Origin of the sequence: Marinobacter sp. DUT-1 (genome assembly GCF_050379415.1) — a bacterium.
In the GTDB taxonomy this organism is placed as follows: Bacteria; Pseudomonadota; Gammaproteobacteria; order Pseudomonadales; family Oleiphilaceae; genus Marinobacter.
In genome coordinates, this window is sequence record NZ_JBNRLS010000003.1 from 532265 (window position 1) to 555944 (window position 23680).

Consider the following 23680-nt stretch of genomic DNA (forward strand, 5'->3'; position numbering starts at 1 on the left):
AGGGCCGGGATTCCCGGCCTTTTTTTGTGCCTGCCACTCCCTATTCGGGGGACTCGGTGGATCCACCCTGCTTGTTGCTGAACGACTTTTCCATGAAGGGCCGGACCAGGTCCATGGGCATCGGGAACATGATAGTGGAAGAATTCGAGCCACTCATATCCGCCATGGTTTGCAGGTAACGCAACTGCATGGCCCCGGAGTCGGCGGACATGACCTGGGCCGCTTCTACCAGTTTCTTCGACGCCTGCAATTCACCCTCGGCATGAATCACCTTGGCCCGACGCTCGCGCTCCGCCTCGGCCTGGCGGGCAATAGCCCGGATCATGGACTCGTTCAGGTCCACATGCTTGATCTCCACATTCGCTACCTTGATGCCCCATTCCTCGGTCTGGGAATCGATAATCTCCTGGATATCGGCGTTGAGCTTGTCACGCTCCGAGAGCATTTCGTCCAGATCGTGTTTGCCGAGCACCGAACGCAGGGTGGTCTGGGCCAGTTGGCTGGTGGCCGAGTTGAAATCCTCGACCCGGATGATGGCCCGCTCAGGGTCCACCACACGGAAATAGAGCACAGCATTCACCCGAACTGTCACGTTATCTTTGGAAATGACATCCTGACTGGGGACATCCAGCACAATGACCCGCAGATCCACCCTGACGATCTGCTGGATTCCGGGAATGACAATGATCAGACCCGGTCCCTTGACGCCCTGGAAGCGCCCAAGGAAGAACACCACGCCCCGCTCATACTCGGGCAGGATCTTGATCGCCGATCCGAGGATCAGCAACAGCACCACCGTCGGTGCGAGATAGGGAATCAGATCACCAATCATACGGCCTCCTTGTTTGCCGTGAACTGTTGAACGCCGGGTCAGCCTTCTTCTTGGATGACCTCGACGGTTACCGTCAAACCTTCGATGCCGGTAACCCGCACAGGGTCACCGGCATTCACCGGTTGCTCACTGCGGGCATTCCAGCGCTCGCCACTGATACGTACATGACCATTGTAGTGCTCGTGGCCACGGGTGAAGTCATCCAGGGCTTCACCCTGCTCGTGGGTAATCTGCTCGGAACCGCTGACCGGGTGTTTCCGTCGCAAACCGATGAAGCGGGTGACTGTCCAGAGAATGAAGCCCGCTGCCACAATGGCGGTACCGCCAATGGTGGGTAACGAGATATCCCGGTGACTGCCGTCCATCAGGATCACCGATCCGGCGACAAAGGCAACAATGCCCCCGACCCCCAACATGCCAAAACTCGGCATGAAGGCCTCGCCAACGATAAAGGCCAGCCCCAGCATGATCAGCGCCAGGCCGGCATAGTTCACCGACAACACCTGGAAGGCGAACAGCGCGAGGATCAGGCTGATGGCACCGATGACACCCGGGACGATGGCACCGGGATTGGCCAGTTCAAAGATGATGCCGTAGAAGCCGATGATCATCAGGAAGTAGGCGACGTTCGGGTCGGTGATTACCGACAGCAGGTTGGTGCGCCAGTCCGGCTCGGCACGCACCAGCTCCAGGTCGGCGGTGCTCAGGGTAAAGTCACCAGAAGCCATCCGGACTGTCCGGCCGTCGATCTGGCGCAGCAGATCCCTCAGGTTGGGGGCCACCACATCAATTACATTGCGTTCCAGGGCCTCTGAGGCTCCCAGGTTCACCGCTTCCCGTACTGCCTCCTCCGCCCAGTCGGCATTACGGCCATGACGTTCCGCCAGGCCCCGGATATAGCTGACCGCGTCTTCCAGAACCTTGCGTTCCATGGCGGTATCTCCCCGGCGCTTACCGTCCTCTTCACTACCCTCTGTACCCTCCGACTCGGACCGTTGCTCGGTTTCCTTCGGTTCAGCGGGCGGCTCAGCCGGCTCGGATCCGGGAATACCACCCATCTGGACCGGCGTCGCCGAGCCAAGGTTGGTCGCCGGCGCCATGGCGGCGATGTGACTGCCGTAGAGGATGTAGGTGCCGGCGCTGGCGGCCCGGGCTCCCTGGGGGGACACGTAGGTTGCCACCGGCACGTCGGAGGCAAGGATGGTCTTGATGATCTCCCGCATGGAATCCATCAGACCGCCAGGCGTGTCCATTTCGATTACGACCAGCCCCATGCCCTCGGACTCCGCGCGGCGGATGCCCCGGGTCACATAGTCCATGGTCGCCGGGCCAATGGCACCCTGCACAGTAAGCACCAGGGCCCGGTCCGGGCTGGTCTGGGCAAGCAAATGGTGGGAAAGGGAGATTCCCGCGAGCAAAGCCCCGAGAAGAAAGACCGCCGCAAACAGATTCAGTCGCCGGGACTTCCCGGCTCTGATGGCTTGCTTTCCTTGCATGGCATGTCCCCCTTTTCAGTCATCAGAAGTAGAGTTTTTGCTCCTGCTCACTTCCAGTTTCAGGAGATTTCTCCCCGGCACTCTCATCCGTGGCAACCTGAGTGAGCTGCTCACCGATCATGGTGGGAATGCCATCGGCCTGGTCCACCGCCAGCTCAATTGCCCGGCGATTCACCTCTACAGACGGGTTCCGCTCACGGAACCCCTCGACCTCGGCAAAGACCCGTTGCCAGAGTTCGTCCCGGTCCTCCCGGGAATAGTCCTCACCCGGACGGTGCACCTCGAGCCATACCTCTCCTCCGGATATACCGATCTTGACCGGATCGCGGATCACCTGAACCGGTGTTCCCTTGTCGACCTGGTAGATAAACCGCGAGATATCCTCGTTGTACATTCGGAAGCAGCCATGACTGACCGGCATCCCGACCCCGAAACGCTTGTTGGTGCCGTGGATCAGGTAGCCTTTCTCGCTCAGCAAAAGGGCGTGGGTACCCAGCGGGTTGCCGGGGCCGGGGGGAATCATCTTCGGCAGGTATTCACCATTGGCCTCGTACTCGGCACGGATACTGGCCGGCGGGTACCAGGCCGGCGACTCCAGCGGCATGGTCACTTCCGCATCGGTCAGGGGCGAGGGATTCTCCTCGGTACCAACCCCGACCGGATAGACCTGCACACCACCATCGCCGGTGAAATAATAGAGGCGGTACTCCGCCAGGTTGATCACGATACCCTTGCGGCGGGCCTCATCCGGAATCACATACTGCCGGGGCAGGGTAATAGTCGTACCTTCCCCGGGCAGCCAGGGGTCCACCCCGGGATTGGCCTTCACCAGTTCCAGGTAGCCCAGCGCCAGACGGTTGCCAAGCTTGGCGAAGGTGTCTTCATAGCGGGTGGTAAAAGCCTGCAACTCACCGGCGAGATCACCGTTGAGCTCGAAGGTGGGAACCCGGGGGCTCCGGTCAGGCTCGGCTTCAGACTCTTTATCCGAAGCGGCATCTGTCGCCGCCATTGCCGGGACGGTCGCCAGTGCAACCAACAGCGCCAGAATGTTCCAATACTTTCCAAACCGCATAGTTCTGTTCCGAAATTCAATGTGCACGCAAACGGTGACAGCAAACCCAATCAGGAGTTCATGGCCGTGGTCCAGACGGTTACCAGGGCCAGGAGTACAAACAGGACGCTGGCGCTGATTCTCGCCGTCGCCAATGGCATCCGCTCCATCAGCCAGCGACCGGCCATGATAACCGGTATGTTGGCCAGCAACATCCCCACGGTTGTTCCCATGATAACCCAGAATGTGTCCGTAAACTTCGCTGCCAGTACAACCGTGGCCACCTGGGTCTTGTCACCGATCTCGGCGAGGAAAAACATGATGGTGGTGGCCATGAACGCACCCATGCCCAGAAACTTGGAATCCTCACTGTCATCCTTGTCGGGAATCAGCAGCCACAGGGCTATGACGACGAAGCTTCCGGACAGGATCCATGGCAACCAGGCTTCCGGAATCAAGCTGGCAATCCAGGCGCCCAGCCAGGCCGAGAGAGCATGATTCAGGATCGTGGCGACCAGAATACCGAGGATGATCGGAGTGCGCCTGGCGTAGCGTGCGACGAGGAAAAGGGAAAGCAGCTGGGTCTTGTCGCCGATTTCAGCTATGGCAACGGCAGCGGTAGAGGCGAGAAAGGCGTCCATCAAAAAGCTCCAGGGCGGATATCCAAGACATGAGACAGCCCACCTTCCGCCCATAGGAGGTGATCTGCCTCAGGTCTTGCCAATCCCTGCATTGCGAATGCGGGACACGGTGGCCATGGAGATTGAGCCCCAAGTATGTTGACCACCGTCCGGCCGGACCATCCGGCACGGAGGCTACTCCCCTGAAGGAGGGTGCATGCTAGCCAATTGCGCCCCGGATCGCAACTATGCCCGCATCCGCCAGACCGGAAAGGCGGCTACAGCGACGAACACCGCAATCAGCCACCAGGCGCTGTGGAAGGCGTTGATAGTCGGCAGGCCACCACTGTGCTCCCCGAATTCCACGGTCAGGGCCACGATGTTGACACCGAAGGCCCCACCCAGCTGCCGGGTGAAATTGATGGTGCTGGAAGCCGCACCCAGCTGTTCCGGCCTGAGCGGATTGAGCGCGCCGGTAGACAATGCCGGCAACATGAAGCCGATGCCGATACGCCCCAGGATGGTCCACAGTGCCAGCCAACCGAAGGCCAGGGAGATATCCGACACCGCAAACAACATCGCTGAGGCCGCAAACATGGCGATGCCGAACACCACCAGCTTGCGGGCACTCTGGCGATCGGCCAATCGCCCGGCGAGAGGAAAGGTTATGCCCAGTACAATGCCGGCGGGCAGCATCAGCAATCCCGCCTCGGTGGCACTGAACCCCAGGGAGGTCTGGACAAACAGGGGGACCAGGTAGGTGGATCCGAACAACGCCAGCCCCAGAGCCATGGCGCCGAGATTGGCATAGACAAACGCGGGGGTTCGCAGGAGCGCGATGTTGACCAGTGGATGCCGGGCAGACCGCTCCCGTACCACGAACAGGACCAGCAACACCGCCGCCACCAGCGCCTGCATTCCGATGCGCAGTTCCGCTCCGGCCAGTTCCTGCATGCGGTTCAGGGTATCGAGGGCGAGGGCAATCGTTGCCCCGAGCAGCAGCAGGCCGGGCAGATCAAATCGGTAAGGTTCGGGACGGTTCGGTGGCACGGGCAGGAAACGCCAGGCCATGAACACACCCAGCATGGTGACCGGGGCCGGCGCAAACATGACGAAACGCCAGTTCAGCTGATCGACCAGGAAGCCGCCCAGCACGGGGCCCAGTGCCGGCGCCAGAATCACTCCCATCCCGTAGATGCCCATGGCCTGCCCCCGTCGTTCCCTGGGGAAGATCCGGAACACCAGGTACATGCCCATGGGTTGCATCAGGCCCGCCATGGCGCCCTGGCCGATCCGGGCGGCAATCAGCTGGTCCGGCGTCCCGGCAAAGCCGCCGGCAATTGAAATCAGGGTAAACAGCACCATGGCGCTGGCCAGGGTCTTGCGCACGCCGAAATGGTCCAGCAACCAGGAAGAGGCCAGCATGGTGGTGGTCATGGCGGCAATGAAACCGGTCGCAAGCCAGTGTACCTGGCCCTGACGGATACCGAACTCCAGCATGATGTCATGCAGTGCCACGTTGACCACCGTGGCACTGAGTACCGTGGCCATGGTGCCGAGCATCACCGTACACACCGCCAGCCAACGCCAGCGGTCGCCGTAACGGGCCCTGAGTCCGTCGACCGTGTTATCCGTCAGGATGAATCTCCTACTTCTGCTTTTCGGCGTTTTCCATGATCTTCTGGAACACTTTCAGCGCGCCCTCGATCTCTTCATCGCTGATGCCTTCCAGCATTTCCTCACGCAACTTGGCCGCCCGCTCGGAAAGGTCGTCCATAAAGGCCCGACCGGCGTCGGTCAGGTGCAGGCGGCGGGCCCTGCGGTCGTTGGGGCAGGGCCGGCGTTCGATCAGCCCCTGCTGTTCCAGGCTGTCCAACAGGCGCACCAGCGTGGGGTTCTCGATCGCCATCAGGCTGGCAAGTTCACGCTGGGTAAGCCCTTCACCGCCCTGCTGCAGGTAGACCATCGTGCTCCAGCGGGCCTGGGTCACGCCCAGATCCTTCAGTCGCTCATCCAGCATCTTGCGCCAACGGCGGGTAACCCGGGCAACGGCAAAGGGAAACTGGTCTCTCATGGGTTATCGCTCCTGTCCGGTGGCCGCCCGTTCGCTCTGAGAAGCCGGGCTGTCGGCCAAAAAACTCACATTATGGGATAGTTACCAATAGTATGCTAACCATTGAAAGAAAAACAGATATCAGATTAAAAATATAATCGGGAAAACCGAGAGGAATCTGCCTCAGCCAGCCTGACGCCGCTCTTCGTTCTCCTTCATCTGTTCGACCTCGGGAGATTCGTGAAATTCCTCGTTCCGGGGATCCAGCTCGGTCAGCACCGGAGAGGTCTCGGGCATGGCCGGCACAAAGTGCTCCTGCTCTGCCACCGGCACATCCTCGGTGTGACTGATGCGATAGCTGGTGATCAGCGCCAGCAGCACCAGGAATCCGGCGTTTCCCAGGAACAGACCCCTGGGGCCCAGGAGCCCGATCAGCTCGGCCATGACAATGGGGCCGATCACACTACCCACGCCGTAACTGAGCAGCAGAGTGGCGCTGGCCGAAACAATGCGGCTGGTTTCCATGCGGTCATTGGTGATGGCCACGGCAATGGGATACACACTGGCTGACAGACCAGTGAACAGCCCCACCAGCAAAGTCAGCATTGCGAGATTGGTCGTTTCCAGTACGCCAACACCCCCAGCCGCCGCAGCTGCAACCAGTGCCACCCAGAACATGACCCGGCGGCGATCAAACCGGTCACAGACCCGCCCCAGCGGCCAGGCCAGGATCATGGCTGCAACGATGGCACTGGCCATGAAGGTGGAGGTCTTCGCCACATCGAGGCCCACCAGGGTGGCGTAGACCGGCCCCAGGGCGTAGAAACCACCGATCATGACCCCACAGATCAGCGCCCCGGCAACTCCGGAGAAGGATTGTCGGGCCAGAGTAAAGATGGACATTCGGCTGGCCTGCTCAATGGCCGGCGCTTCCATTCGGGTCAGTGACAGGGGAACGAGCGCCAGGACCAGCAGAATCGCGGCCAGCGAGAATGGCATGAAGTTGGCCGGATCGCCTACATTGACCACCAGCTGGCCGCCCGCCGCCGACAGGTAGAAAACGATCTGGTACACCGCGAACAGGGCACCGCGGTTGGCATTGGTCGCGCGGCTGGAGAACCAGCTCTCGATCACCACGAGGACACCGGCAATACTGAACCCGGAGAGTACTCGCAGGAACGCCCAGAACACCATGGATAGGGCCATGGGGTACATCAGCGATGCCACCGCGGCCATGGCCGCGAACACCGCAAAGGCCCGAATATGCCCTACCCGGCCAATCACCCGATGCACGTACAGGGTGCCGAGAACGAAACCGATGGAGTAGCACACCAATACCCAGCCGATCACGTCCGGGGCCACCTGCTCGATACTCAACCGGATGCCCAGCAGGGTCATCAGGAAGGCGTTGCCGCTCACCAACAGGACAATGCTGAGGATCAGCGCAGACAGGGAAGTGACCATTCGGGTCATGACAACGGCTCCGGGCGGCAGACAACAGACTATAAATGTTCGGGCAACAAGATAGCACCAGCCTCCGGACTGTGCCGGAACGGCATTAGACCAGCGGCACCGGGTGCAGGCTACTAGGGACTTCCCGAGACCCCGGAAGTATGCTCGAATAATCGTTGGATGGTCGCTAAACCTTGGGTTTACAGTGTTTTACATTAATGGGTCGTAACAGACCGACTGGCTCGGAGCAGGTAACATAAATTCGAGATACTCAATGGATCCGTGAGCGCCTGGATATGAAAAAGACGGACTGGCCCATCCGCTGGGATTTGCTGTTACGCTATCGACTGATCGAGACGATTGCCTTGTGGGAAGGTCGACTGACCACCAACCACATTTGCCACAGCTTTGGCATCGGCCGCCAGCAGGCATCCAAGGACATCAACACTTACCTGCGCGAGCTGGCCCCGGGCAACCTGTTGTATGACCGCCACCTCAAGGGTTACGTGCCGGCACCAAAATTCCGGCCGGTGGTCACCCGTGGGGAGGTCAATGAATACCTCGACCTGCTCGCCCGCCAACAGAACCTGAGTCACACCTTTGAATCGCTGGATCTGGGCCTTCCCGACAGTCACGTAGTGGCGGGCCCGAACCGGGTAATCGCTCCGGAAACCATGCGCGCCGTGGTGACCGCAACCCGCCATGGCCGGCAGTTGCGTGCCAGCTACACCTCGCTGAGCCGCCCCGAACCGGTGGAAACCATTCTGGAACCCCATACCCTTGTGTGCACCGGTGACAGCTGGCACCTGAGAGCGTGGTGCGACTCCAACCGGGAGTTCCGGGACTTTGCCCTGAGCCGTCTGCGCACGGTACCCGAAGCCCTGCGCCAGCGAGCCCGCCACACCTGCCAGCACGACGAGGACTGGACCCGTGAAGTCACCCTGGTAATCACACCAGATCACCGCCTGACCGAAGCGCAACAGGACATCATCGCCCGGGACTATGGCATGCAAGGCGGCCGGCTGACCCTCCAGACCCGGGCCGCACTGACGCCTTATGTCCTGTCACGCATGGGCATCACCTTTGACAACGAACATCCGGACCCTCTGGTCCAGCAACTGGAGCTGGCCAACCCGGATGAACTGGGGTTCGGCAGCCGTCGGGAGCAGGCACTCAAAGCGGTGGCCGGACTCTGCTAGACTGCCCGGCGTGAAATTATCCGCGCTGTTTGCCGCCACGACTCTTGCCCTTTCTCTGCTGACACCTCTCGCGTCGGCAGCCACTGCCTGTGGCGCCGCCGCCACCCCCATCGCCCTCATTCAGGGCGAAGGAGACCGCTCCCCCTTCGTCGGCCAGACCGTGACCTTGGAGGGCATCCTGACCCTCGACGCCCGGGGGCAAGGTGGTTTCCGCGGCTTTTACCTGCAACAGGCAGACGATCAAACCGACGACAATCCGGCCACCTCCGAAGCACTGTTTGTCTATAGCCGCCGCCATCAGGGCAGCCGGGGCCAAAGGCTCAGGGTGACCGGTGAGGTGAAGGAATTTCACGGGCTCACCGAAATAGTCAAGGTCCGGGAGCTGGAAGTATGCGGCCCCGGAACCTTGCCGGAACCTATCGCACTGCAGCTATCCGGGGCCGGCGCACTCGAGGCCCTTGAAAACATGCGGGTCTCCATCCCCTCGCCCCTGACCGTAATCGACAGCTATAACCTGGCGCGCTATGGCGAACTCACCCTGGCGCCCCAAGACCGGGTGATTGCTACCGAATATCTGCCGCCCGGCCCGATGGCCGGCAAGCTCGACAGCTCGGTCAACGGTCAGATCACACTTGATGACGGCCAGGGCAAACGGGATCCGCGGCCCGTGCCCTGGCCACCGGAAGGTCTCGGTGCCGACAACACGGTGCGTACCGGAGATACCCTCCGTGGGGTGCGTGGGGTGCTGGATTTCCGGTTCGGCCAATGGCGGGTCCAGCCCGAGCCATCACCGGATTTCATCGCCACCAATCCCCGGGAGCCGGCACCGGAGCGTCCCGGCGGATCGATTCTGCGGGTGATGACCCTCAACCTGGCCAATCTGTTCAACGGCGATGGCCGGGGTGGCGACTTTCCGACTCCCAGAGGTGCGACAACCGAATCTGCCTACCGGCAACAACAGGCGCGTCTTGTCTCGGCCCTGACCGCGCCGGACCCTGACATCCTGGCGGTCAGTGAACTGGAAAACGACGGCTATGGGGAACACAGCGCCGCCGCAACACTGGCCAGGGCCCTGGGCTCCCAATGGCGCTATATCCGGACCCCGGGAAAGGACGGCAACGACGCCATCCGCACAGCCCTGTACTATCGCCAGGACAGGGTAGTCCCGGTCGGCCAGGCAGAACGGTTGACCAGCGGCCCCTTCCACAATACGGGCCGGCCGCCACTGGCACAGGCGTTCCGGTTACGAAATGGTAAAGAGTCGGTCCGGGTGGTGGTTCCCCACCTCAAATCCAAATCCTGCCGCGGTGCCACCGGCCCGGAGCGGGACCAGCGCGATGGGCAGGGTTGCTATGCCCAACGCCGGACCCGGGCCGCCAGGGCAATCGCAGACTGGCTGGATCGCCTGCCCGCGCAGGGTGCGATAGCCGGTACGCTGATCACCGGGGATTTCAATAGCTACACCCGGGAAACACCGTTGCAGCTGCTGCAAAAACGGGGCTACACCAGCATGGTGGCGCATTATCACCCCTGCACGCCTGAGCAGTGCCGCCATTACACCTACCGTTACAAGGGCCGTAAGGGCTCGCTGGATCATGCCCTGGCTTCTGCCGGTCTTGCGGGGCAAGTCGTGAACGCCGTCACCTGGCGCATCAATGCCGACGAACCCAGGTCGCTCGGCTACCAGTCTGATATTGCACCCGGCAGTGTCGGGCCCTGGCGCTCCTCGGATCACAATCCCGTTATCGTTGACATTCGGCTCTAGCGTCCGTCTGGGTAATTCGCCTGATACCGGTGACTCACGCGCCCGCGGTGGAGGGCAGTCCAGCCAAGGCTGTCTGATCGACGACAGGTAAACTGGAGACGTGTCTTACTCCGACAGGACCTGTGATGAGAATTCCTGCTCCGAATTTCTGGCCCGCCGCCCGAACCGGGCAGCGCTGGCTGCTGAATGCCCGACGCCGGGTGACCAGCGTTGATGGCCACCGCATGGTTTACCTGGAGCGGGGAGAGCCCGGCCCTGACCGCCCGACGCTCCTGCTGATCCATGGTTTTGCGGCCATGAAAGAGAACTGGGCTTTGTGGCTGCAACGGTTGCCGCGGCACTGGCATCTATTGGTACCGGACGTTCCCGGTCTGGGCGAAAGCGACTACCGGGAGGATGCCAGCTACCGTTATGTCGCCCAGGCGCTCCGCCTGCGCCAATGGCTTGCCGGTCAGCAAACGGACAACATTCATCTGGTCGGCAGCTCCATGGGAGGCGCCATCGCCGCGGTGCTGGCCCACGAGATGCCACTGGCACCACGATCCCTGACCCTGCTCAACAGTGCCGGCATTCCCGAACACCCCGATGTGGACCTGGATGCGCCGTTCGAGACAGATCGTGACGACCTCCTGATTCCGGAGGACTGGAAGGGCGTCTACCGGATGTTCAACAGCGTCGGCAACGGCAAGGCCACAGCCACCGGCATGGCCATGGCCGGGCTGCTCGGGCCGGATCTCTTGAGCCGGACCGATGCCCTCCGGCATATCTTTGCGGACATGGTCGCCGACGCCCTGGCTCCGGCTCGCTACCTGGGGACAGACACGCCGCCATTGCAGGTCCAGTGGGGGGACCGGGACGTGATTACCCCGACCCGGTGCGTCCGCTGGTTTGACACCGCAACGCCCGATGCCGAGGTGCATGTATTTCGTCGGGTCGGCCACTTGCCCATGCTTGAGGTTCCGGGCAAGTCATCGGCCGTACTGGAGCGGTTTGTTGAGCGCCATGCGCGTTGACAGTGGCCCGTCGGGTGTATCGGGCCAGTTGGCCCGACCGGCCTTGCGCCCCGTCACAGCAGCCATGGGATTGCCCCATCATCCCGGCATAATTCCTCACCATCACCGCCCCATTACATAACAAAAACAGTACTGAACGAGGAAACCCATGCGCGCCTCCGTCTCGACTGCTCAAGATCTGGGTATGCCGGCCATCTACCTGCACACCCTGGCCGAACTGCTACACTCGATTGGCGTCGACGAACAGGACCTTCTGCTCCGCGTCGGCCTCGACCCCACCCGCCTGAACTGTCCGGAACTCCGGGTAAGCCAGGCCCAGGCCAGTGAGTTTGTCACCCGCGCCATCATCGAGAGCGGGGAACCGGGCCTGGGCATCCTGCTGGCCCGGGAAATGAAGCTGCCCCTGCATGGCACCCTGGGTACGGCGGTGATGAGCAGCCGGACCCTGAGGGATGCCCTGGAACTGGTGACCCGCTATCTGACCCTGCGCGCACCCCACCTGAAGGTGAGCCGGCACAGGCTCGAAGGCAAGGCCCGCTATTCCGTGTCCTGCGACGTCGACCTGGGTCCGCTGCAGGGCTTTATCCTCGATGCCACCCTGTTTGGCTGCGTCTTCATGGGAGCCCAGCTGACCGGCGCACCGGTGGACGGCACACGAATCATCAGGCGAGGTCCGGAACCCCATTATTTCCCGAGGTTCCGCCAGATCATCCCGGTGCCCGTGGAATACGAAGCCCGTGAAGACGCGCTGATCATTCCGGAGAGCCGGTTGACCCTGCCGATCCGGTTCACCAATGACCAGCTCGCTGCCGCCTCCCGGGCCCAGTGCGAAGAGGCCCTGCAACGCCTGACCGAGGATGCCTGCTTCGCCACCCGGGTACGGCGGGTGATTGAAACCAGTCACCCGTTTCCGCCCAAACTGGCTCGGGTCGCCGGCACGCTCTTTGTCTCGGAACGGACCCTGAAACGGCGCCTGCAGGAGGAAGATGCCAGCTTCCAGAACCTGGTGGACCAGGTTCGGCTGGAACGGGCGGGGGAACTGCTCACCAGCACCGGTATGAACCTGAGCCAGATTGCCGATGCCCTGGGCTACGCCGACGCCGCCAACTTCACCCGGGCATTCAAGCGCTGGACCGGCGTCAGCCCGAGCCAGTACCGCAATGAAGCGCTCCGGCCGAGGGCCACCGCCTGATCAGTCGATCCCGATGATCTTGTGCATCTGCAGGGTCAGGCGCCAGCGGGGATGGGCGAGGCAATAGTCGGTGGCCTTGCGGGTGTTACTCTGCTTGACCGGATCCTCACCGCTGGCCGGAAGGCTTGGGGAAGCCATGGGAGACAGGAAGTAGTGCCGGGCCCGGATATGCTCGAACCGTTCCGGCATCGCCAACGGCTGGGGATATACCAGCTTGAGCTCATCACAGGCTTCGAGAACCACGGGCGCATCCGCCTTGGGGCTGACACACAACCAGTCGATGCCGGCCGGCGCCGGAAGGGTGCCATTGGTCTCAACGCCGACTTCAAAACCGGCACGGTGGAAAGCGTCGATAAGCGCGTCGTCCAGCTGCAGCAAAGGCTCACCTCCGGTGCATACCACGTACGGCCGGCCCGGAGCATCGGGCCAGAGACTGCGTATATGCCGGGCCAGATCATCCGCGGTTTCAAACCGGCCGCCGTTCTGGCCATCGGTGCCAACAAAGTCGGTATCACAGAAGTCGCACACCGCGCTGGCGCGATCCTTCTCACGGCCGGTCCACAGATTGCACTTGCTGAACCGGCAGAAGACCGCCGCACGGCCCGCCTGGGCACCTTCACCCTGGAGCGTATAGAACGCCTCTTTGACCCGGTACATCAGGCCTGCTCCTCGTATTCCAGCGGATCGGTCACACCGTTGGCGGCAAATGCCTCGAGTCGTTCCACGCAGGAACCGCAGCGACCGCAGGCCTTGTCACGGCCGTTGTAACACGTCCAGGTCAGACTGTAGTCCAGCCCAAGTTCAAGTCCCTCGGCCAGGATTTCCCCCTTGTCCATACGAATGAACGGCGCCTCGATAGCCACCGGCTCATAATTGGCAACGCGGCACACCGCATCCATCTTCTCGACAAACTCGGGGCGGCAGTCCGGATAGATGGCATGGTCCCCGCCGTGGGCACCGAACCATACCGCGGAGGCTCCCACGGTCACGGCGTAACCGGTGGCGAGGGACAACAGAATCATGTTGCGGTTGGGCACCACGGTCGCCTTCATGCTGTCCTCCTCGTAGTGCCCCTCCGGCACCTCGATGTCGGAAGTCAGGGAAGAACCGCTCATGACCCCGGACATGGCACGGATATCGATCTCCTTGTGGGGAATGCCCAGGTCCGCGCATACCTGCCGGGCGCAATCCAGCTCACGGACATGACGCTGGCCGTAATTGAAGGACAGGGCATGGACCTGATAGCCACGGGCCCGGGCCAGGTTCAGCAGAGTGAAGGAGTCCATGCCTCCGGAATAGATTACAACCACGGTTTCAGTCATTCAGGCTCCCACAAGGTTCCGGGACAACAACGGCGTGTCATCGGGGTTTTACATTGAGTGGACATATTGTAACAGTGGACGCACAGGTTGGGTTCGCGTCTCGGGTACGGGGCGGGTAAACTCAACGAAAAACAACGCAGCAATGACCCTGACACCATGACCAGCGAATTCACTCCGGCATTCATCGATTTCGAGGCTTCAAGCCTGGATCTGATTGCGAGCTACCCGATTGAAGTGGGTATCTGCATGCCGGGCGGCGAACTGCACAGCTGGCTGATCCGGCCCCATGTGCTCTGGCAGGACTGGTCACAAAGCGCCGAACAGATTCACGGCATCTCCCGGGACACACTGAAGGAGGAAGGCAAGGCAGCGGAGGAAGTGGCCCACCACCTGAACCGCCTGCTACCGGAGCAGGTGTTCTGTGACGCCTGGACCTTCGACAGCTTCTGGCTGCACCGGTTGTTCCGAGCCGCCAACGTGCAGCCCGAATTCCAGCTGGAATCGATCTCCATGCTGCTGAACAGCCAGCAGGTCCGGCAATGGTCGGGCGTGCGCCAGCAGGTAATCTCAGAACTGGGGTTACCCGTTCACCGGGCTGCCAACGACGCCCTCATCCTCCACAAGACCTGGCGGCGGATTATTTTCCAGGACGAAGCCGCACTGCAATGAACTGCAGGCCGTCCTTGAGGGTATGCAGGGTCCAGTAGGTCGCCACGGCCATCAGTGCCGCTCCGGTGACAGTAAAGCTCAGGTCATCCCCTACGGTCTTGTCCTGGGCCAGCACCATGTAAATCGCCAGGGCGGCGATCAGTGCAATTTCAACAAAAAAATCAGAACGGAACTTGTTTCTGGCAGATCCGGGTTCGTCGGGCATTTGCTTAGGTTTCAACCTCTGTATTCGCAATAAGTTGATTGACAGGTTAGTGTGCAAATTATCGCCAATACAGACTGATCCTTCTGTACGAAGTAGTGGCTACGAACTTTCCGAGATGCCAAAAAAAACGCAGCCAAGACGGCTGCGTAGAAAGGAGAGATCCATTGATACCCGACTCGGCAGGTATCGCGGATTGCACAACGTAAAAACACGTGACGCTGTAAATTATGAGCTTGTCGGCCGAGCACGTCTGTACGGGTTTGCCGAAGCCAGCGGGCTCTTGCAAACCTTCCGATAGCCTATACACTGAGAAGTGAACCGAAACCAAAGAGCCGGTATGACCAGGATGATTTTACAGTTCATTGTTTACCCAGCCGCTGATTGCCAGAAAGGGCAGTCTGCGCGCGCCATGGTGAAAGACATCTAACGGCTTTCGGTCAGTCCCGGGAGCCTTTGCAGCGACCGGGTCAGGTTCTCCGCCAAACCCCGGTTGCCCTCGGCTCCGGGGTTTTTGTTTTTGCAGCCGCAAAACGATAAGGAGAACATCATGAAAAGACATCCGACAACACGTGCGGCGAACCAGCCGATGGGCAACCGCCAGGGCCCGATCAAACGCCCGGAGAAGCTGCCGCTGCTGGATGCGATCTGCAAGAAGCTGAACCAACGCGTCAATCTGGATGACGAGCAGCGGGTGCTTGGACTGTATGAGCGAGGCTGGATCTTCAACGGTGTGCTGGCCAACCTCAGTGGCGCCGAAGCCCGGTATGTGCGGGCGCTGGCGACGCGTTACAACTCCTGGATTGCCCGCCAGGTAGCCTGAGCAGGCAGCCAGCCCGAAGCGGAAAGTCTGAACCGGTCAATGTTGCCGGTTCAGTCCCTCCAGCATCGCCATCTCACCACCGTGGACCATCGCGTAGTTATTGACCACATCGTGTATCTTGTCCTGGGAGTAGGGCTTGACCACGTAGCCGTTGGCACCGGCACTGATCGCCCGCTGGATACTGTCGATGGAATCGTCCGCCGTCACCAGCACTATGTGCTGTTCTTCCCGCCGCTGTTTGAATTGCTGCATCAGTTCGTGACCATCACCATCCGGCAATCCCAGATCCAGCAGGATGATGTGGTATTCGCGGGCGTCGAATGCCTGCCTTGCTGAACCCACATCGACCGCCTCGGCCACTTCCGTGGCACCAGCCCGGTAAAGCATCTCCACCAGGCGCTCCCGCATCAGGGGCTCGTCTTCCACAACCAGAACTTTCAGATCCGTCATCGGTTTTCTCCACTGGTTCCTTGGCTGTTCCGTATATCAAGTAATCCCGAGGCTACAGCCGGTCAGTGCCGGTACGCCGGGGCAGGTCCAGGGGGGCTGATCGGGGCCTGCTGTCCTGCTGCGGACCCTCCACCGCTTTGCCATCCTCTTGCCCGATCGCCAATGTTTCGGTGCCGAACCGGGTCAGGAGGTTGCTGATGCTCACCGCAGTGCTGTAAAGCGATATGGCGATAATCAGCAATACCGGCTGGACGAAAGCGACAAAGCCGGGAACTTCCTGGTTACCGACAATGCTCAGCATCAGGATAATGGAAGGACCCAGCACCACGAACAGGGTCAGGGCAATAAAGAAGACAATCCGCTCCTTGTAACGCCCCAGCTCCCGATTGGTCACCAGGCCCAGGACAAACTTGCCGATGGCCAGTCCCGCCAGAATGGCCGCGGCAATGCTCAGGTCCGGTTGCATCAGGGTGTCGTACAACCGCCCGTCCCAGAGCCGTTGCATACCGATCACCAGAAACGGAAAGAGCACGAACAGGATATCGGCGTAGGTTCCGTACATCATACTCAGGGAGTGCTGTTCACTGCGTTGGGGCGACCTGTCTGTCATGGCATTTTCCTGTTGTTGCTGTTTTCGGAGACATGGGGCGATCTCGCCGTAGCCCCCCGGGCACGGTCTATCATTTCATCGAGTGCTGTCAGCTCACTGCGAACCCTGTCCCAGTCCGGCTCGCCATCGTCCTTCAGCAGGGCTTCAAGAATCCCGGCCTGCCGGGTCATCGCAGGGTACCCCATGGCACCGGCTGTCCCCTTGATCTGGTGCGCCTCGGTACGCAGGGCATCGGCCTGTCTGTCCGCAAGCGCATCGTCCATCACCCGTTTGCGCTGCGCCAGGCCCTCAAGAAAGCGGGCCACGAGCGCAGCAATTTCCCGGTCTTCGGACGACTCCGGAACCTCTCTGCCGGCACCGGCCAGATAACGGGCCAGGATGGTCTCCAGCCGGGACTGGTCTATCGGTTTATTCAACACCCCGTCACAACCGGCTGCAAGCAGGGCATCGGTTTCCTGCTGATCACCAGCGGTGAAGGCCATGATCGGGTGCCGGAAGCCGGCCTGGCGAAGCAGCTTTGTCGCTGCCACACCATCCAGCCCGGGCATGTGCCGGTCCATCAGTACCAGCTGCACCGTGTCCGACAGCGCCGTTCGGACCGCCTGATCTCCGGAACTGACCGCGGTCACCTCCAGGCCCAGCCGGCGCAGCATGCGCTCCACCAGCTGCCGGTTCTCCTCGTTGTCCTCCGCGACCAGTACCCGGCCCCGATAGTCCCGACGCCGGTCCGGCATCGCATCATGGCGAACCACCAGGTAACGGGCCAGCACCTCATAGAAAAGCTGCTTGTCGATGGGCTTGGCCAGGTGCTCGTTACAGCCGGCCCGGCGGTAATCGGCAATGTCCTCGGCCATGACATTGGCGGTCAGGGCAATGACCGGCGTATTCACGCCCGCCTCCCGCAAGGCGGCAGTGGCGTCCCGACCATTCATCACCGGCATCTGGATATCCATCAGGATCAGATCGAACGGCTCCCGGATTGCCAGTTCCAGGGCTTCGGCACCGTTGACCACGTGTACCAGGTCCGCGCCGGTGCGCGACACCAGCAGGGACACCAGACGACGGTTCACCTCGTTATCCTCGGCACAGAGAATGCGCCCGGTCAGCTGGGGCGCAGCCACCATGGGAATGGCACGCCGGCGTTGGCTCAGTTCCGAGGCATCCCGGAGAAAATGCACCTGGTCCAGCGGGCCGGTGCGAATCGCCAACTCGAATTCGCTGCCCTCACCGTAGGTGCTGGCCACCGTGATATCACCACCGAGCAGCTCTGCCAGCCGCCGGGAGATACTCAACCCCAGGCCGGTACCGCCATACTGGCGTGATATCGCGGCGCTGCCCTGGGCAAACGGGTCGAACAGTCGGCGCAGCTGTTCCGGCTTCATACCGATCCCGGTGTCGACCACCCGGGCCATCAGCATTTCAGATTCCCGATCACACCGGACCTCCAGGGAGATCGAACCTTTTTCCGTAAATTTAAGTGCATTTCCGCACAGGTTGATGATGATCTGACGGAAACGGGTAGGATCGGTGCGGATCTGCTCCGGCAGCGGATACTCGCAGATGATGGAAAAATCCAGGCCCTTCTCCCGAGCCCGAGGGGTAAAGAAGGCCCGGATTTCGTCCAGCAGCTCCGGCAGATTGACCGGAATCACATCCACATCGAGTTTGTTGGCGTCAATCTTGGAGTGGTCAAGAATGTCGTTGACCAGATCGAGCAGGTGGCGACCGCTGCGCACCACGGTCTCGGCACTGCTCTTCTTTTCGGTCTCGGTCAGGTCCGGATCCAGCAAGGTCTCGCCGTATCCGATGATGGCTGCCAACGGCGTGCGGATCTCGTGACTCATGTTGGCCAGGAACTGGCTCTTGGCCTCAGCCGAGTTGCGTGCCAGTTCTTTCTCCAGCCGCTCCTGTTCCCGCTCCCGCTCGATCCGCTGGCGCTGGCGACTCTCGGTCACATCGATACAGGTACCCTCCAGATGGGTGGGCTCACCGTCGGAATCGTAGGCGGTATGCAGGGAAATGGTGGCCCAGCGTTCCTCACCATCCCGGGTCAGGTAACGGGCCTCGATGCCCTTCACGGTGCCCCGGGCCTCGAGCTGTTCCACCACCAGGCGCCGCAGGCGGTCATCGGCGATACAGGTTTCCAGCACATCGGGATTACGCCGCAGCAGCTCCCGGCTGCTGTTGTAACCGAGCATCCGGGCCATGGCCGGATTGGCCGTGACGAACCGGCGATCCGGAGACATCTGGAACACCCCCTCCACGGCATTATCGAACAGCGACTGGTACCGGCGAAGGTTCGCCAGCGCCCGCTCACTCCAGCCCAGCGCCTCCCCCTGCACCTGCTTGATACGGTCAGCCAGGGCAAAAGAGAACAGGATAATCTGGGCGGTGAGGCCAAACTGGGGCGAATAGCTGGTGAAGGTATTCAGTGGCAGATAACCCATAACCGTCAGGGCATAGATCCCGAACCCGATCAGGGCCAGGGTCCAGGCAAAGAAATAGGACCGTGCCGCCGGATTGTAGTAGCGCCAGGACAGGTAACTGACCACGATCATGATGATGCTGAGCATGATCGAACCGAGCACGATCCATTCCATGGCCACGTGGTAGGGCAGGAAGAAGCAGAGCAGGAAAGTGACCCCGACCGAGTACAGGCAGAGCCGGACGATCTGGTCCAGGTCCCGGGAACGCTCGCGGGTTTCCAGCAGCGAACGGGCCATCAGCAGACCCCAGAACCAGGTCAGGACAATCTGGAAATGCAGGTATTCCTTGTTGAACAGAGCCGGGCGGCTGTCGAGCAGCTGCACCCCGTGAACCTGCTCGGTAAAGATAAAGATCGTCGCCGAGACCAGGTACAGGACGTAATAGATGTTACTGCGCTCGCGCACGGACACGGCGACGAACAGGTTATAGGCCAGGATCGCCAGCACCGCTCCCAGCAGGACGCCGCGGACCGCTTCATCCACGGAAACCTTCTCGATGTAACTGTCCGGATGCCAGAGGCTGATGGGCAGGCGGAACGTGTTGGTATTGGTAATCCTCAGGTACACCGTGTTGGTGGTGTCCGGCGCCAGCTTCAGGCGGAAAGTCGGGTTGGGAACGGCCAGGTCCCGTTCCTGCCAGTTGTCCTGGTATCCGGCCTGGCGCTGGTCCACCAGCTCGCCGTCACGCACCAGAAAAAGGTTGACCTGATCCACCAGGGGCAACGCCAGCTCCAGAATCCAGTCGGTCCGGGCCGCGCCGGCCCTGGGCTCCAGCTCCATGCGGGTCCAGTAGGCGGATTCGGTATAGCCAAAGTTGAGCACGCCGCCTTCGTGGCGGGTGAAGGCCCCGGGCTCGAGGGCCCGCACCTCCCGGAACGTCAGGGATTGGCCGGGATCTTCCAGGTACCAGACGCAACTGCCCAGGTTCCGGATGCTGCTGGTGTTACCGTCGAGCACCAGCTTGCCGTCACGGCAGAGGTCGTCAGCCGCTGCTGTCGATGGCAGCATAACCAGCGCCAGCAGCACCCATGCCAACAAGGCCGGGGCCGAAACCAGGTTTGAGAGCCGTTGCTGCAAAATGTGATCTCCGCGAGGGCAGATGCCGGTGTTATGTTTTATTGTCAGCATTCGGGCCGAAGCGGGCCCCGCGCGTATCCACTTTAGCGGTTAATGATCCGCAACGCATCTCAGGGCCTTCTGAAATGAGACATTCCTGCATTTTCGCTGTCTTTTCCCTCGCTTTGGTGAACCTTGGCGGTTGTGGCCTTGAGGATACCGGCCCATCGGCCCTCAATCCGGCCACCAATGTGGACCCGGTGTTCTCCAGTTTCACCCTCACCGAACAGACGTCCACCACCCTGTTCAACGACCTTTCACTGGCCGTTGAACCGGCCCCATCAGAGGACACCCAAGCCAGTTCCATGGCCAGGGACATCCGCCAGCAGCTGTCCGCGTTTCTCACCATCGTCTACAACGATGCGACGCCTCCAGCGATTAACTCGGTGCGCAACCCTCTGGATCTAATGCGTCGGGTCATTGGTGAGAACGAGATCGCGAACTTTGTGGAGGCCCGTCAGTACATCAGCGCCCGGATCGATGCCGGTGAAGCCGGCGAGTACAGCAACACCACCAACGATGTCTCTGTGCGATTCACCGACCGGGGAGCATTCGAAGAGGGTCTGCCGTTGGCCGACTATGAGTGGCGTTATCCCATCGTCAAATGGGTCTACACGCCGGACACCTCAAACCTGGTAACCCGGGTGTTCACCTGGGTTTCCTCCGGCACCTTTCCCGAAGGCAGCACCCGGCCAAGCGCGACTCTGGGTACCGAGTTCCTGCCACGGGATTTCCTGACCACCGGCTACAATGATCTGGCCCGGCTGCACAGCGAAGGCAGCATCGTGATTGCAGGCGAGCGGGAAATGGCATTTGTCCGCGAGTACAACGGGCTCAACACGGACACCATCAATATCGACGGCACCAGCATTGGTACCGATCAGGGCACTGCGGGTGGTCCGGAATTCTCGTTTGCCGGCGAGACGGTGGACTGCCTGAAGATCCGGATGCATTACGCCGAGAAACGCATCGAGGTGTTTACCTCACTGGATCAGCCACCGCGGGTGGAGGATCCGGACAATCCCGGGGCGCTGATGGCCAATCCGGATTACTGCCTCAATCGGGACACCGCGACAGACAGCTATCAGACAGTGGATACCGGGCTGCGCACCTGAAGCGGTGATCAGCGGGGGCCACCGTCCTTGAGGTTCCAGCTCTGCAGAAACCCCTTCTTGCGATCGAGCAACCGTTGGTAGGTCGAGATCAGAATATCGGCATGAGGCGCCCGGCTCAGGCGCAGGCTCGCAATCCGGCGTTCGAGATGTTCAACTTCCGAGCTGATACGCTCACGCACATGGCTGCGGACACTGTCATGATGATCGAGCTTCACAGCCCGGCGGATCGGTTTTTCGGGGGGAGCTGGCTTGTCCATTTGCGGCCTCGTCCATTGAGTCATGAATAATCCCTATTCGTTCAGCGAGAGTCTGCCCCTTTGCCCAGTCGCCTGCAATAACAATGAATGCACTTTCACTTTTTTTGACGCTTCCCGGGGGGCAGGACCACGTCCACCAGCCCATTACACGACGAATCCCCTGCTATAGTTCCTTGTAGCACCAAACCCCTGAATCGGCCAATTCCGGCCCGGAATATGTTGAGCACGCCATGACCCAGACCACCATTGCCGACACACTGCGCGAATACCAGTCCCTGCTGGAACTGCTGGACGATGCCTACTGGGAAGCCGGCACGATCCAGCACAAGGACATGCTGTACGACATCATCAGCGTTCTCAGTCAGGAGATTGCGGAGATCAACAAGCTGAACACCCAGGACCACCACTACCCCTACGAGGTCATCACCGAGGGAATGCGGCGCCTGGTGCCCAAGCTGGAGCGGCTGGATGAGCAGCGTGAAGACGTCATCCAGCGCACCCAGACACTGACCGATTTCCGGGACCTGCTGTCATCGGTACTCGGCATCCTGGAAGCGCAGGTCCAGACGCTGTAATCAGGCAGCCACCAGCGGGCGCTGGGTCTCCGGAATCAGAGGGAACTGCCGGCATACGGTATAGACAAACTTCGCCAGCGCCGGCAGGTGGTGCGCGACAATGGGCAGCCCGGTGTTGAGCAGGCTCACGGAAATATCGCGGGACGGATCGGCCCAGCACAACTTGTTGATCAGTCCCACGTGACCGAAGGCGTACCGGCTGTTCGGTCCCCACAGCCCCACAGGATTGCCACCTAGCATCATGCCGGCGCTGAACCGCATCGGAACCAGCATGGTACGGTCGATCTGCAGGGAGCCGAACTGCTGGATGGCGCGCTTTACCGTGATTTCGCTGCAGATCCGCCGGCCATCCCACAGCCCCCCGTTAAGCATCATCTGGAAGAACCGGCCCATTTCCTCCGCCGTCCCGCACAGGTTGCCGGCCGGAATGACTGCTTCCTGAAAACGCGGATCGTTGGTCACCGACTCCACCGTCCCGATATCGCCGCCCAGAGCCCGGCGCACTACCCAGGACACCGGGAAATGCGGGGTTGGTCCGGTGGCGTAATTGACCGCCAGGTCATTGAGGTGGTCCGGGGCAATGCCATAGGTGAACCACTTCATACCCATGGGCTTGCGCAGATACTTGTCCAGGTAGTTCTCGATGGTATCGCCGGTGACCTTTTCCAGCACCCGCTGCAACACGAAACCACCGGTAATTGCATGGTACGCCACCTTGGCGCCGTCCACCTCTACCGGCCGGGCCTGGCAGAGGATGCGCCAGATCTCGTCCCGGTCCCAGAGCACTTCGATGGGGGTTTCCCTGGGAATGGCAGGAATCCCTCCCCGGTGGGAAAGAATCTGGTGAACGGTAATTGTCCGCTTGCCACGACGGGCAAACTCCGGGCAGTAATAGGAGACCGGGTCCATCAGGTTTACCAGCCCCTGCTCGGACAACATGTGCATCAGCAACGCTGTGACCGCCTTGGAGGCCGAGAAATAGCAGACCGGCGTGTCCGTGGTCATCGGCACCCGCACCACATCCCGGCGGTCGTGTGGCCCGTTGCCACTGGCATGGCCAATAGCCCGGTGCAGGACCTGTTGGCCCCGGTGCCGGACCGAGACCTGGATGCCCGGGTGGACTCCGGTGCGGTAAAGGGCTTCGACACTCTGCCAGACCGCCTCGACGGTTTCCCGGCTGATACCTGCGGCATCCGGGTGTTCACTTGCTGCGTCCCTGCAGGTGACAGAACTCAGGTCTTTGGGAATCAATGAGGTATTCAGGGCTCGACGGGCAATGGGGATCATGGCTGGTACTCTGACATCCTGGACTGTTTTTTATTGTAGTGTGGACAGCCCGACCAAAGGTGGCATTGGCCGAAGTGGAAACGCAGACGCGTCAC

23 protein-coding genes are annotated in these 23680 nt (G+C 61.1%); 8 read left to right on the forward strand and 15 right to left on the reverse strand.

What is annotated here, in order from left to right; translation table 11 throughout:
• Nucleotides 1-40: 40 nt before the first annotated feature.
• The 7 genes from ACQUTG_RS12440 to ACQUTG_RS12470 form a co-directional block, all read right to left on the reverse strand.
• Nucleotides 41-832 carry a slipin family protein gene (locus ACQUTG_RS12440; protein WP_428919703.1) on the reverse strand — a complete coding sequence of 264 codons (792 nt, stop codon included), beginning with the start codon at nt 830-832 and terminating at the stop codon, nt 41-43.
• A gap of 38 nt (nt 833-870) precedes the next feature.
• Nucleotides 871-2328 carry an NfeD family protein gene (locus tag ACQUTG_RS12445; RefSeq protein WP_428919704.1) on the reverse strand — a complete coding sequence of 486 codons (1458 nt, stop codon included), beginning with the start codon at nt 2326-2328 and terminating at the stop codon, nt 871-873.
• A gap of 22 nt (nt 2329-2350) precedes the next feature.
• Nucleotides 2351-3400, reverse strand: a complete 1050-nt coding sequence (locus ACQUTG_RS12450; protein WP_428919705.1) for a L,D-transpeptidase family protein — start codon at nt 3398-3400, stop codon at nt 2351-2353.
• A 50-nt stretch (nt 3401-3450) separates the two neighbouring features.
• Nucleotides 3451-4020, reverse strand: a complete 570-nt coding sequence (locus tag ACQUTG_RS12455) for a TMEM165/GDT1 family protein (protein ID WP_428919706.1) — start codon at nt 4018-4020, stop codon at nt 3451-3453.
• A gap of 225 nt (nt 4021-4245) precedes the next feature.
• Nucleotides 4246-5637 (reverse strand): MDR family MFS transporter, encoded by a 1392-nt coding sequence (locus tag ACQUTG_RS12460; RefSeq protein WP_428919853.1) that lies wholly within the window; start codon nt 5635-5637, stop codon nt 4246-4248.
• Nucleotides 5638-5647: 10 nt separating this feature from the next.
• Nucleotides 5648-6073: a transcriptional regulator SlyA gene (gene slyA / locus ACQUTG_RS12465; RefSeq protein WP_428919707.1), complete on the reverse strand. Its 426-nt coding sequence runs from the start codon at nt 6071-6073 to the stop codon at nt 5648-5650.
• A gap of 162 nt (nt 6074-6235) precedes the next feature.
• The gene (locus tag ACQUTG_RS12470; protein ID WP_428919708.1) at nt 6236-7525 is read right to left on the reverse strand and encodes an MFS transporter; all 1290 of its coding nucleotides are present in this window, start codon (nt 7523-7525) and stop codon (nt 6236-6238) included.
• Nucleotides 7526-7800: 275 nt separating this feature from the next.
• Between ACQUTG_RS12470 and ACQUTG_RS12475 the strand changes: the two genes are divergently transcribed.
• The 4 genes from ACQUTG_RS12475 to ACQUTG_RS12490 all read left to right on the forward strand — a co-directional run bounded on the left by ACQUTG_RS12475 (nt 7801) and on the right by ACQUTG_RS12490 (nt 12673).
• Nucleotides 7801-8703: a helix-turn-helix transcriptional regulator gene (locus ACQUTG_RS12475; protein WP_428919709.1), complete on the forward strand. Its 903-nt coding sequence runs from the start codon at nt 7801-7803 to the stop codon at nt 8701-8703.
• A 10-nt stretch (nt 8704-8713) separates the two neighbouring features.
• The gene (locus ACQUTG_RS12480; protein ID WP_428919710.1) at nt 8714-10468 is read left to right on the forward strand and encodes an ExeM/NucH family extracellular endonuclease; all 1755 of its coding nucleotides are present in this window, start codon (nt 8714-8716) and stop codon (nt 10466-10468) included.
• Between the two features lie 125 nt (nt 10469-10593).
• On the forward strand, nt 10594-11481 hold the full coding sequence (locus ACQUTG_RS12485; protein ID WP_428919711.1) for an alpha/beta fold hydrolase: 888 nt from the start codon (nt 10594-10596) through the stop codon (nt 11479-11481).
• A gap of 148 nt (nt 11482-11629) precedes the next feature.
• Entirely contained in the window at nt 11630-12673 is a 1044-nt protein-coding gene (locus tag ACQUTG_RS12490) for an AraC family transcriptional regulator ligand-binding domain-containing protein (protein ID WP_428919712.1), read from the forward strand.
• Here the strand turns inward: ACQUTG_RS12490 and queE are convergent, their stop codons facing one another.
• Entirely contained in the window at nt 12674-13330 is a 657-nt protein-coding gene (gene queE / locus ACQUTG_RS12495; protein WP_428919713.1) for a 7-carboxy-7-deazaguanine synthase, read from the reverse strand.
• Nucleotides 13330-13995, reverse strand: coding sequence for a 7-cyano-7-deazaguanine synthase QueC (gene queC, locus ACQUTG_RS12500; RefSeq protein WP_428919714.1), 666 nt, complete (start codon nt 13993-13995; stop codon nt 13330-13332). The genes queE and queC overlap by 1 nt, the downstream gene beginning before the upstream one ends.
• 156 nt (nt 13996-14151) lie before the next feature.
• Between queC and ACQUTG_RS12505 the strand changes: the two genes are divergently transcribed.
• Nucleotides 14152-14664, forward strand: a complete 513-nt coding sequence (locus tag ACQUTG_RS12505; protein ID WP_428919715.1) for a hypothetical protein — start codon at nt 14152-14154, stop codon at nt 14662-14664.
• Here ACQUTG_RS12505 and ACQUTG_RS12510 read toward each other — a convergent pair.
• Entirely contained in the window at nt 14633-14869 is a 237-nt protein-coding gene (locus tag ACQUTG_RS12510) for a hypothetical protein (protein ID WP_428919716.1), read from the reverse strand. The genes ACQUTG_RS12505 and ACQUTG_RS12510 overlap by 32 nt on opposite strands.
• Before the next feature lie 547 nt (nt 14870-15416).
• On the opposite strand from ACQUTG_RS12510, the gene ACQUTG_RS12515 reads away from it, so the two are divergent.
• On the forward strand, nt 15417-15689 hold the full coding sequence (locus ACQUTG_RS12515; RefSeq protein WP_428919717.1) for a hypothetical protein: 273 nt from the start codon (nt 15417-15419) through the stop codon (nt 15687-15689).
• A 36-nt stretch (nt 15690-15725) separates the two neighbouring features.
• Here ACQUTG_RS12515 and ACQUTG_RS12520 read toward each other — a convergent pair whose 3' ends face one another.
• Genes ACQUTG_RS12520 through ACQUTG_RS12530 form a run of 3 tightly spaced genes read right to left on the reverse strand, consistent with a single transcriptional unit; the run spans nt 15726 to nt 20243 of the window.
• A complete protein-coding gene (locus ACQUTG_RS12520; protein WP_428919718.1) occupies nt 15726-16139 on the reverse strand; it encodes a response regulator in 414 nt (137 codons plus the stop codon).
• 52 nt (nt 16140-16191) lie between these two features.
• Complete coding sequence (locus ACQUTG_RS12525) at nt 16192-16749, reverse strand: hypothetical protein (RefSeq protein WP_428919719.1); 558 nt, start codon at nt 16747-16749, stop codon at nt 16192-16194.
• On the reverse strand, nt 16746-20243 hold the full coding sequence (locus ACQUTG_RS12530) for a response regulator (RefSeq protein WP_428919854.1): 3498 nt from the start codon (nt 20241-20243) through the stop codon (nt 16746-16748). Before ACQUTG_RS12530 ends, ACQUTG_RS12525 begins: the two co-directional genes overlap by 4 nt.
• A gap of 194 nt (nt 20244-20437) precedes the next feature.
• Here ACQUTG_RS12530 and ACQUTG_RS12535 point away from each other — a divergent pair, with 194 nt between their 5' ends.
• On the forward strand, nt 20438-21466 hold the full coding sequence (locus tag ACQUTG_RS12535) for a hypothetical protein (protein ID WP_428919720.1): 1029 nt from the start codon (nt 20438-20440) through the stop codon (nt 21464-21466).
• Between the two features lie 8 nt (nt 21467-21474).
• Here ACQUTG_RS12535 and ACQUTG_RS12540 read toward each other — a convergent pair whose 3' ends face one another.
• Entirely contained in the window at nt 21475-21723 is a 249-nt protein-coding gene (locus ACQUTG_RS12540) for a hypothetical protein (RefSeq protein WP_428919721.1), read from the reverse strand.
• 230 nt (nt 21724-21953) lie between these two features.
• Between ACQUTG_RS12540 and ACQUTG_RS12545 the strand changes: the two genes are divergently transcribed.
• On the forward strand, nt 21954-22298 hold the full coding sequence (locus ACQUTG_RS12545) for a hypothetical protein (protein WP_428919722.1): 345 nt from the start codon (nt 21954-21956) through the stop codon (nt 22296-22298).
• Here the strand turns inward: ACQUTG_RS12545 and ACQUTG_RS12550 are convergent, their stop codons facing one another.
• Nucleotides 22299-23585: a serine hydrolase domain-containing protein gene (locus ACQUTG_RS12550; protein ID WP_428919723.1), complete on the reverse strand. Its 1287-nt coding sequence runs from the start codon at nt 23583-23585 to the stop codon at nt 22299-22301.
• Nucleotides 23586-23680 lie beyond the last annotated feature (95 nt).

Excerpts from the sequence above, each read along its gene's own strand:
- ACQUTG_RS12470 (WP_428919708.1), bottom strand. The coding sequence starts at position 7,525 with ATGACCCGAATGGTCACTTCCCTGTCTGCGCTGATCCTCAGCATTGTC.
- queE (WP_428919713.1), bottom strand. The coding sequence starts at position 13,330 with ATGTACCGGGTCAAAGAGGCGTTCTATACGCTCCAGGGTGAAGGTGCC.
- ACQUTG_RS12455 (WP_428919706.1), bottom strand. The coding sequence starts at position 4,020 with ATGGACGCCTTTCTCGCCTCTACCGCTGCCGTTGCCATAGCTGAAATC.
- ACQUTG_RS12505 (WP_428919715.1), top strand. The coding sequence starts at position 14,152 with ATGACCAGCGAATTCACTCCGGCATTCATCGATTTCGAGGCTTCAAGC.
- ACQUTG_RS12540 (WP_428919721.1), bottom strand. The coding sequence starts at position 21,723 with ATGGACAAGCCAGCTCCCCCCGAAAAACCGATCCGCCGGGCTGTGAAG.
- slyA (WP_428919707.1), bottom strand. The coding sequence starts at position 6,073 with ATGAGAGACCAGTTTCCCTTTGCCGTTGCCCGGGTTACCCGCCGTTGG.
- ACQUTG_RS12515 (WP_428919717.1), top strand. The coding sequence starts at position 15,417 with ATGAAAAGACATCCGACAACACGTGCGGCGAACCAGCCGATGGGCAAC.
- ACQUTG_RS12485 (WP_428919711.1), top strand. The coding sequence starts at position 10,594 with ATGAGAATTCCTGCTCCGAATTTCTGGCCCGCCGCCCGAACCGGGCAG.
- ACQUTG_RS12525 (WP_428919719.1), bottom strand. The coding sequence starts at position 16,749 with ATGACAGACAGGTCGCCCCAACGCAGTGAACAGCACTCCCTGAGTATG.
- ACQUTG_RS12520 (WP_428919718.1), bottom strand. The coding sequence starts at position 16,139 with ATGACGGATCTGAAAGTTCTGGTTGTGGAAGACGAGCCCCTGATGCGG.
- ACQUTG_RS12510 (WP_428919716.1), bottom strand. The coding sequence starts at position 14,869 with ATGCCCGACGAACCCGGATCTGCCAGAAACAAGTTCCGTTCTGATTTT.
- ACQUTG_RS12450 (WP_428919705.1), bottom strand. The coding sequence starts at position 3,400 with ATGCGGTTTGGAAAGTATTGGAACATTCTGGCGCTGTTGGTTGCACTG.
- ACQUTG_RS12445 (WP_428919704.1), bottom strand. The coding sequence starts at position 2,328 with ATGCAAGGAAAGCAAGCCATCAGAGCCGGGAAGTCCCGGCGACTGAAT.
- ACQUTG_RS12535 (WP_428919720.1), top strand. The coding sequence starts at position 20,438 with ATGAGACATTCCTGCATTTTCGCTGTCTTTTCCCTCGCTTTGGTGAAC.
- ACQUTG_RS12550 (WP_428919723.1), bottom strand. The coding sequence starts at position 23,585 with ATGATCCCCATTGCCCGTCGAGCCCTGAATACCTCATTGATTCCCAAA.
- ACQUTG_RS12475 (WP_428919709.1), top strand. The coding sequence starts at position 7,801 with ATGAAAAAGACGGACTGGCCCATCCGCTGGGATTTGCTGTTACGCTAT.
- ACQUTG_RS12545 (WP_428919722.1), top strand. The coding sequence starts at position 21,954 with ATGACCCAGACCACCATTGCCGACACACTGCGCGAATACCAGTCCCTG.
- ACQUTG_RS12440 (WP_428919703.1), bottom strand. The coding sequence starts at position 832 with ATGATTGGTGATCTGATTCCCTATCTCGCACCGACGGTGGTGCTGTTG.
- queC (WP_428919714.1), bottom strand. The coding sequence starts at position 13,995 with ATGACTGAAACCGTGGTTGTAATCTATTCCGGAGGCATGGACTCCTTC.
- ACQUTG_RS12490 (WP_428919712.1), top strand. The coding sequence starts at position 11,630 with ATGCGCGCCTCCGTCTCGACTGCTCAAGATCTGGGTATGCCGGCCATC.
- ACQUTG_RS12530 (WP_428919854.1), bottom strand. The coding sequence starts at position 20,243 with ATGCTGCCATCGACAGCAGCGGCTGACGACCTCTGCCGTGACGGCAAG.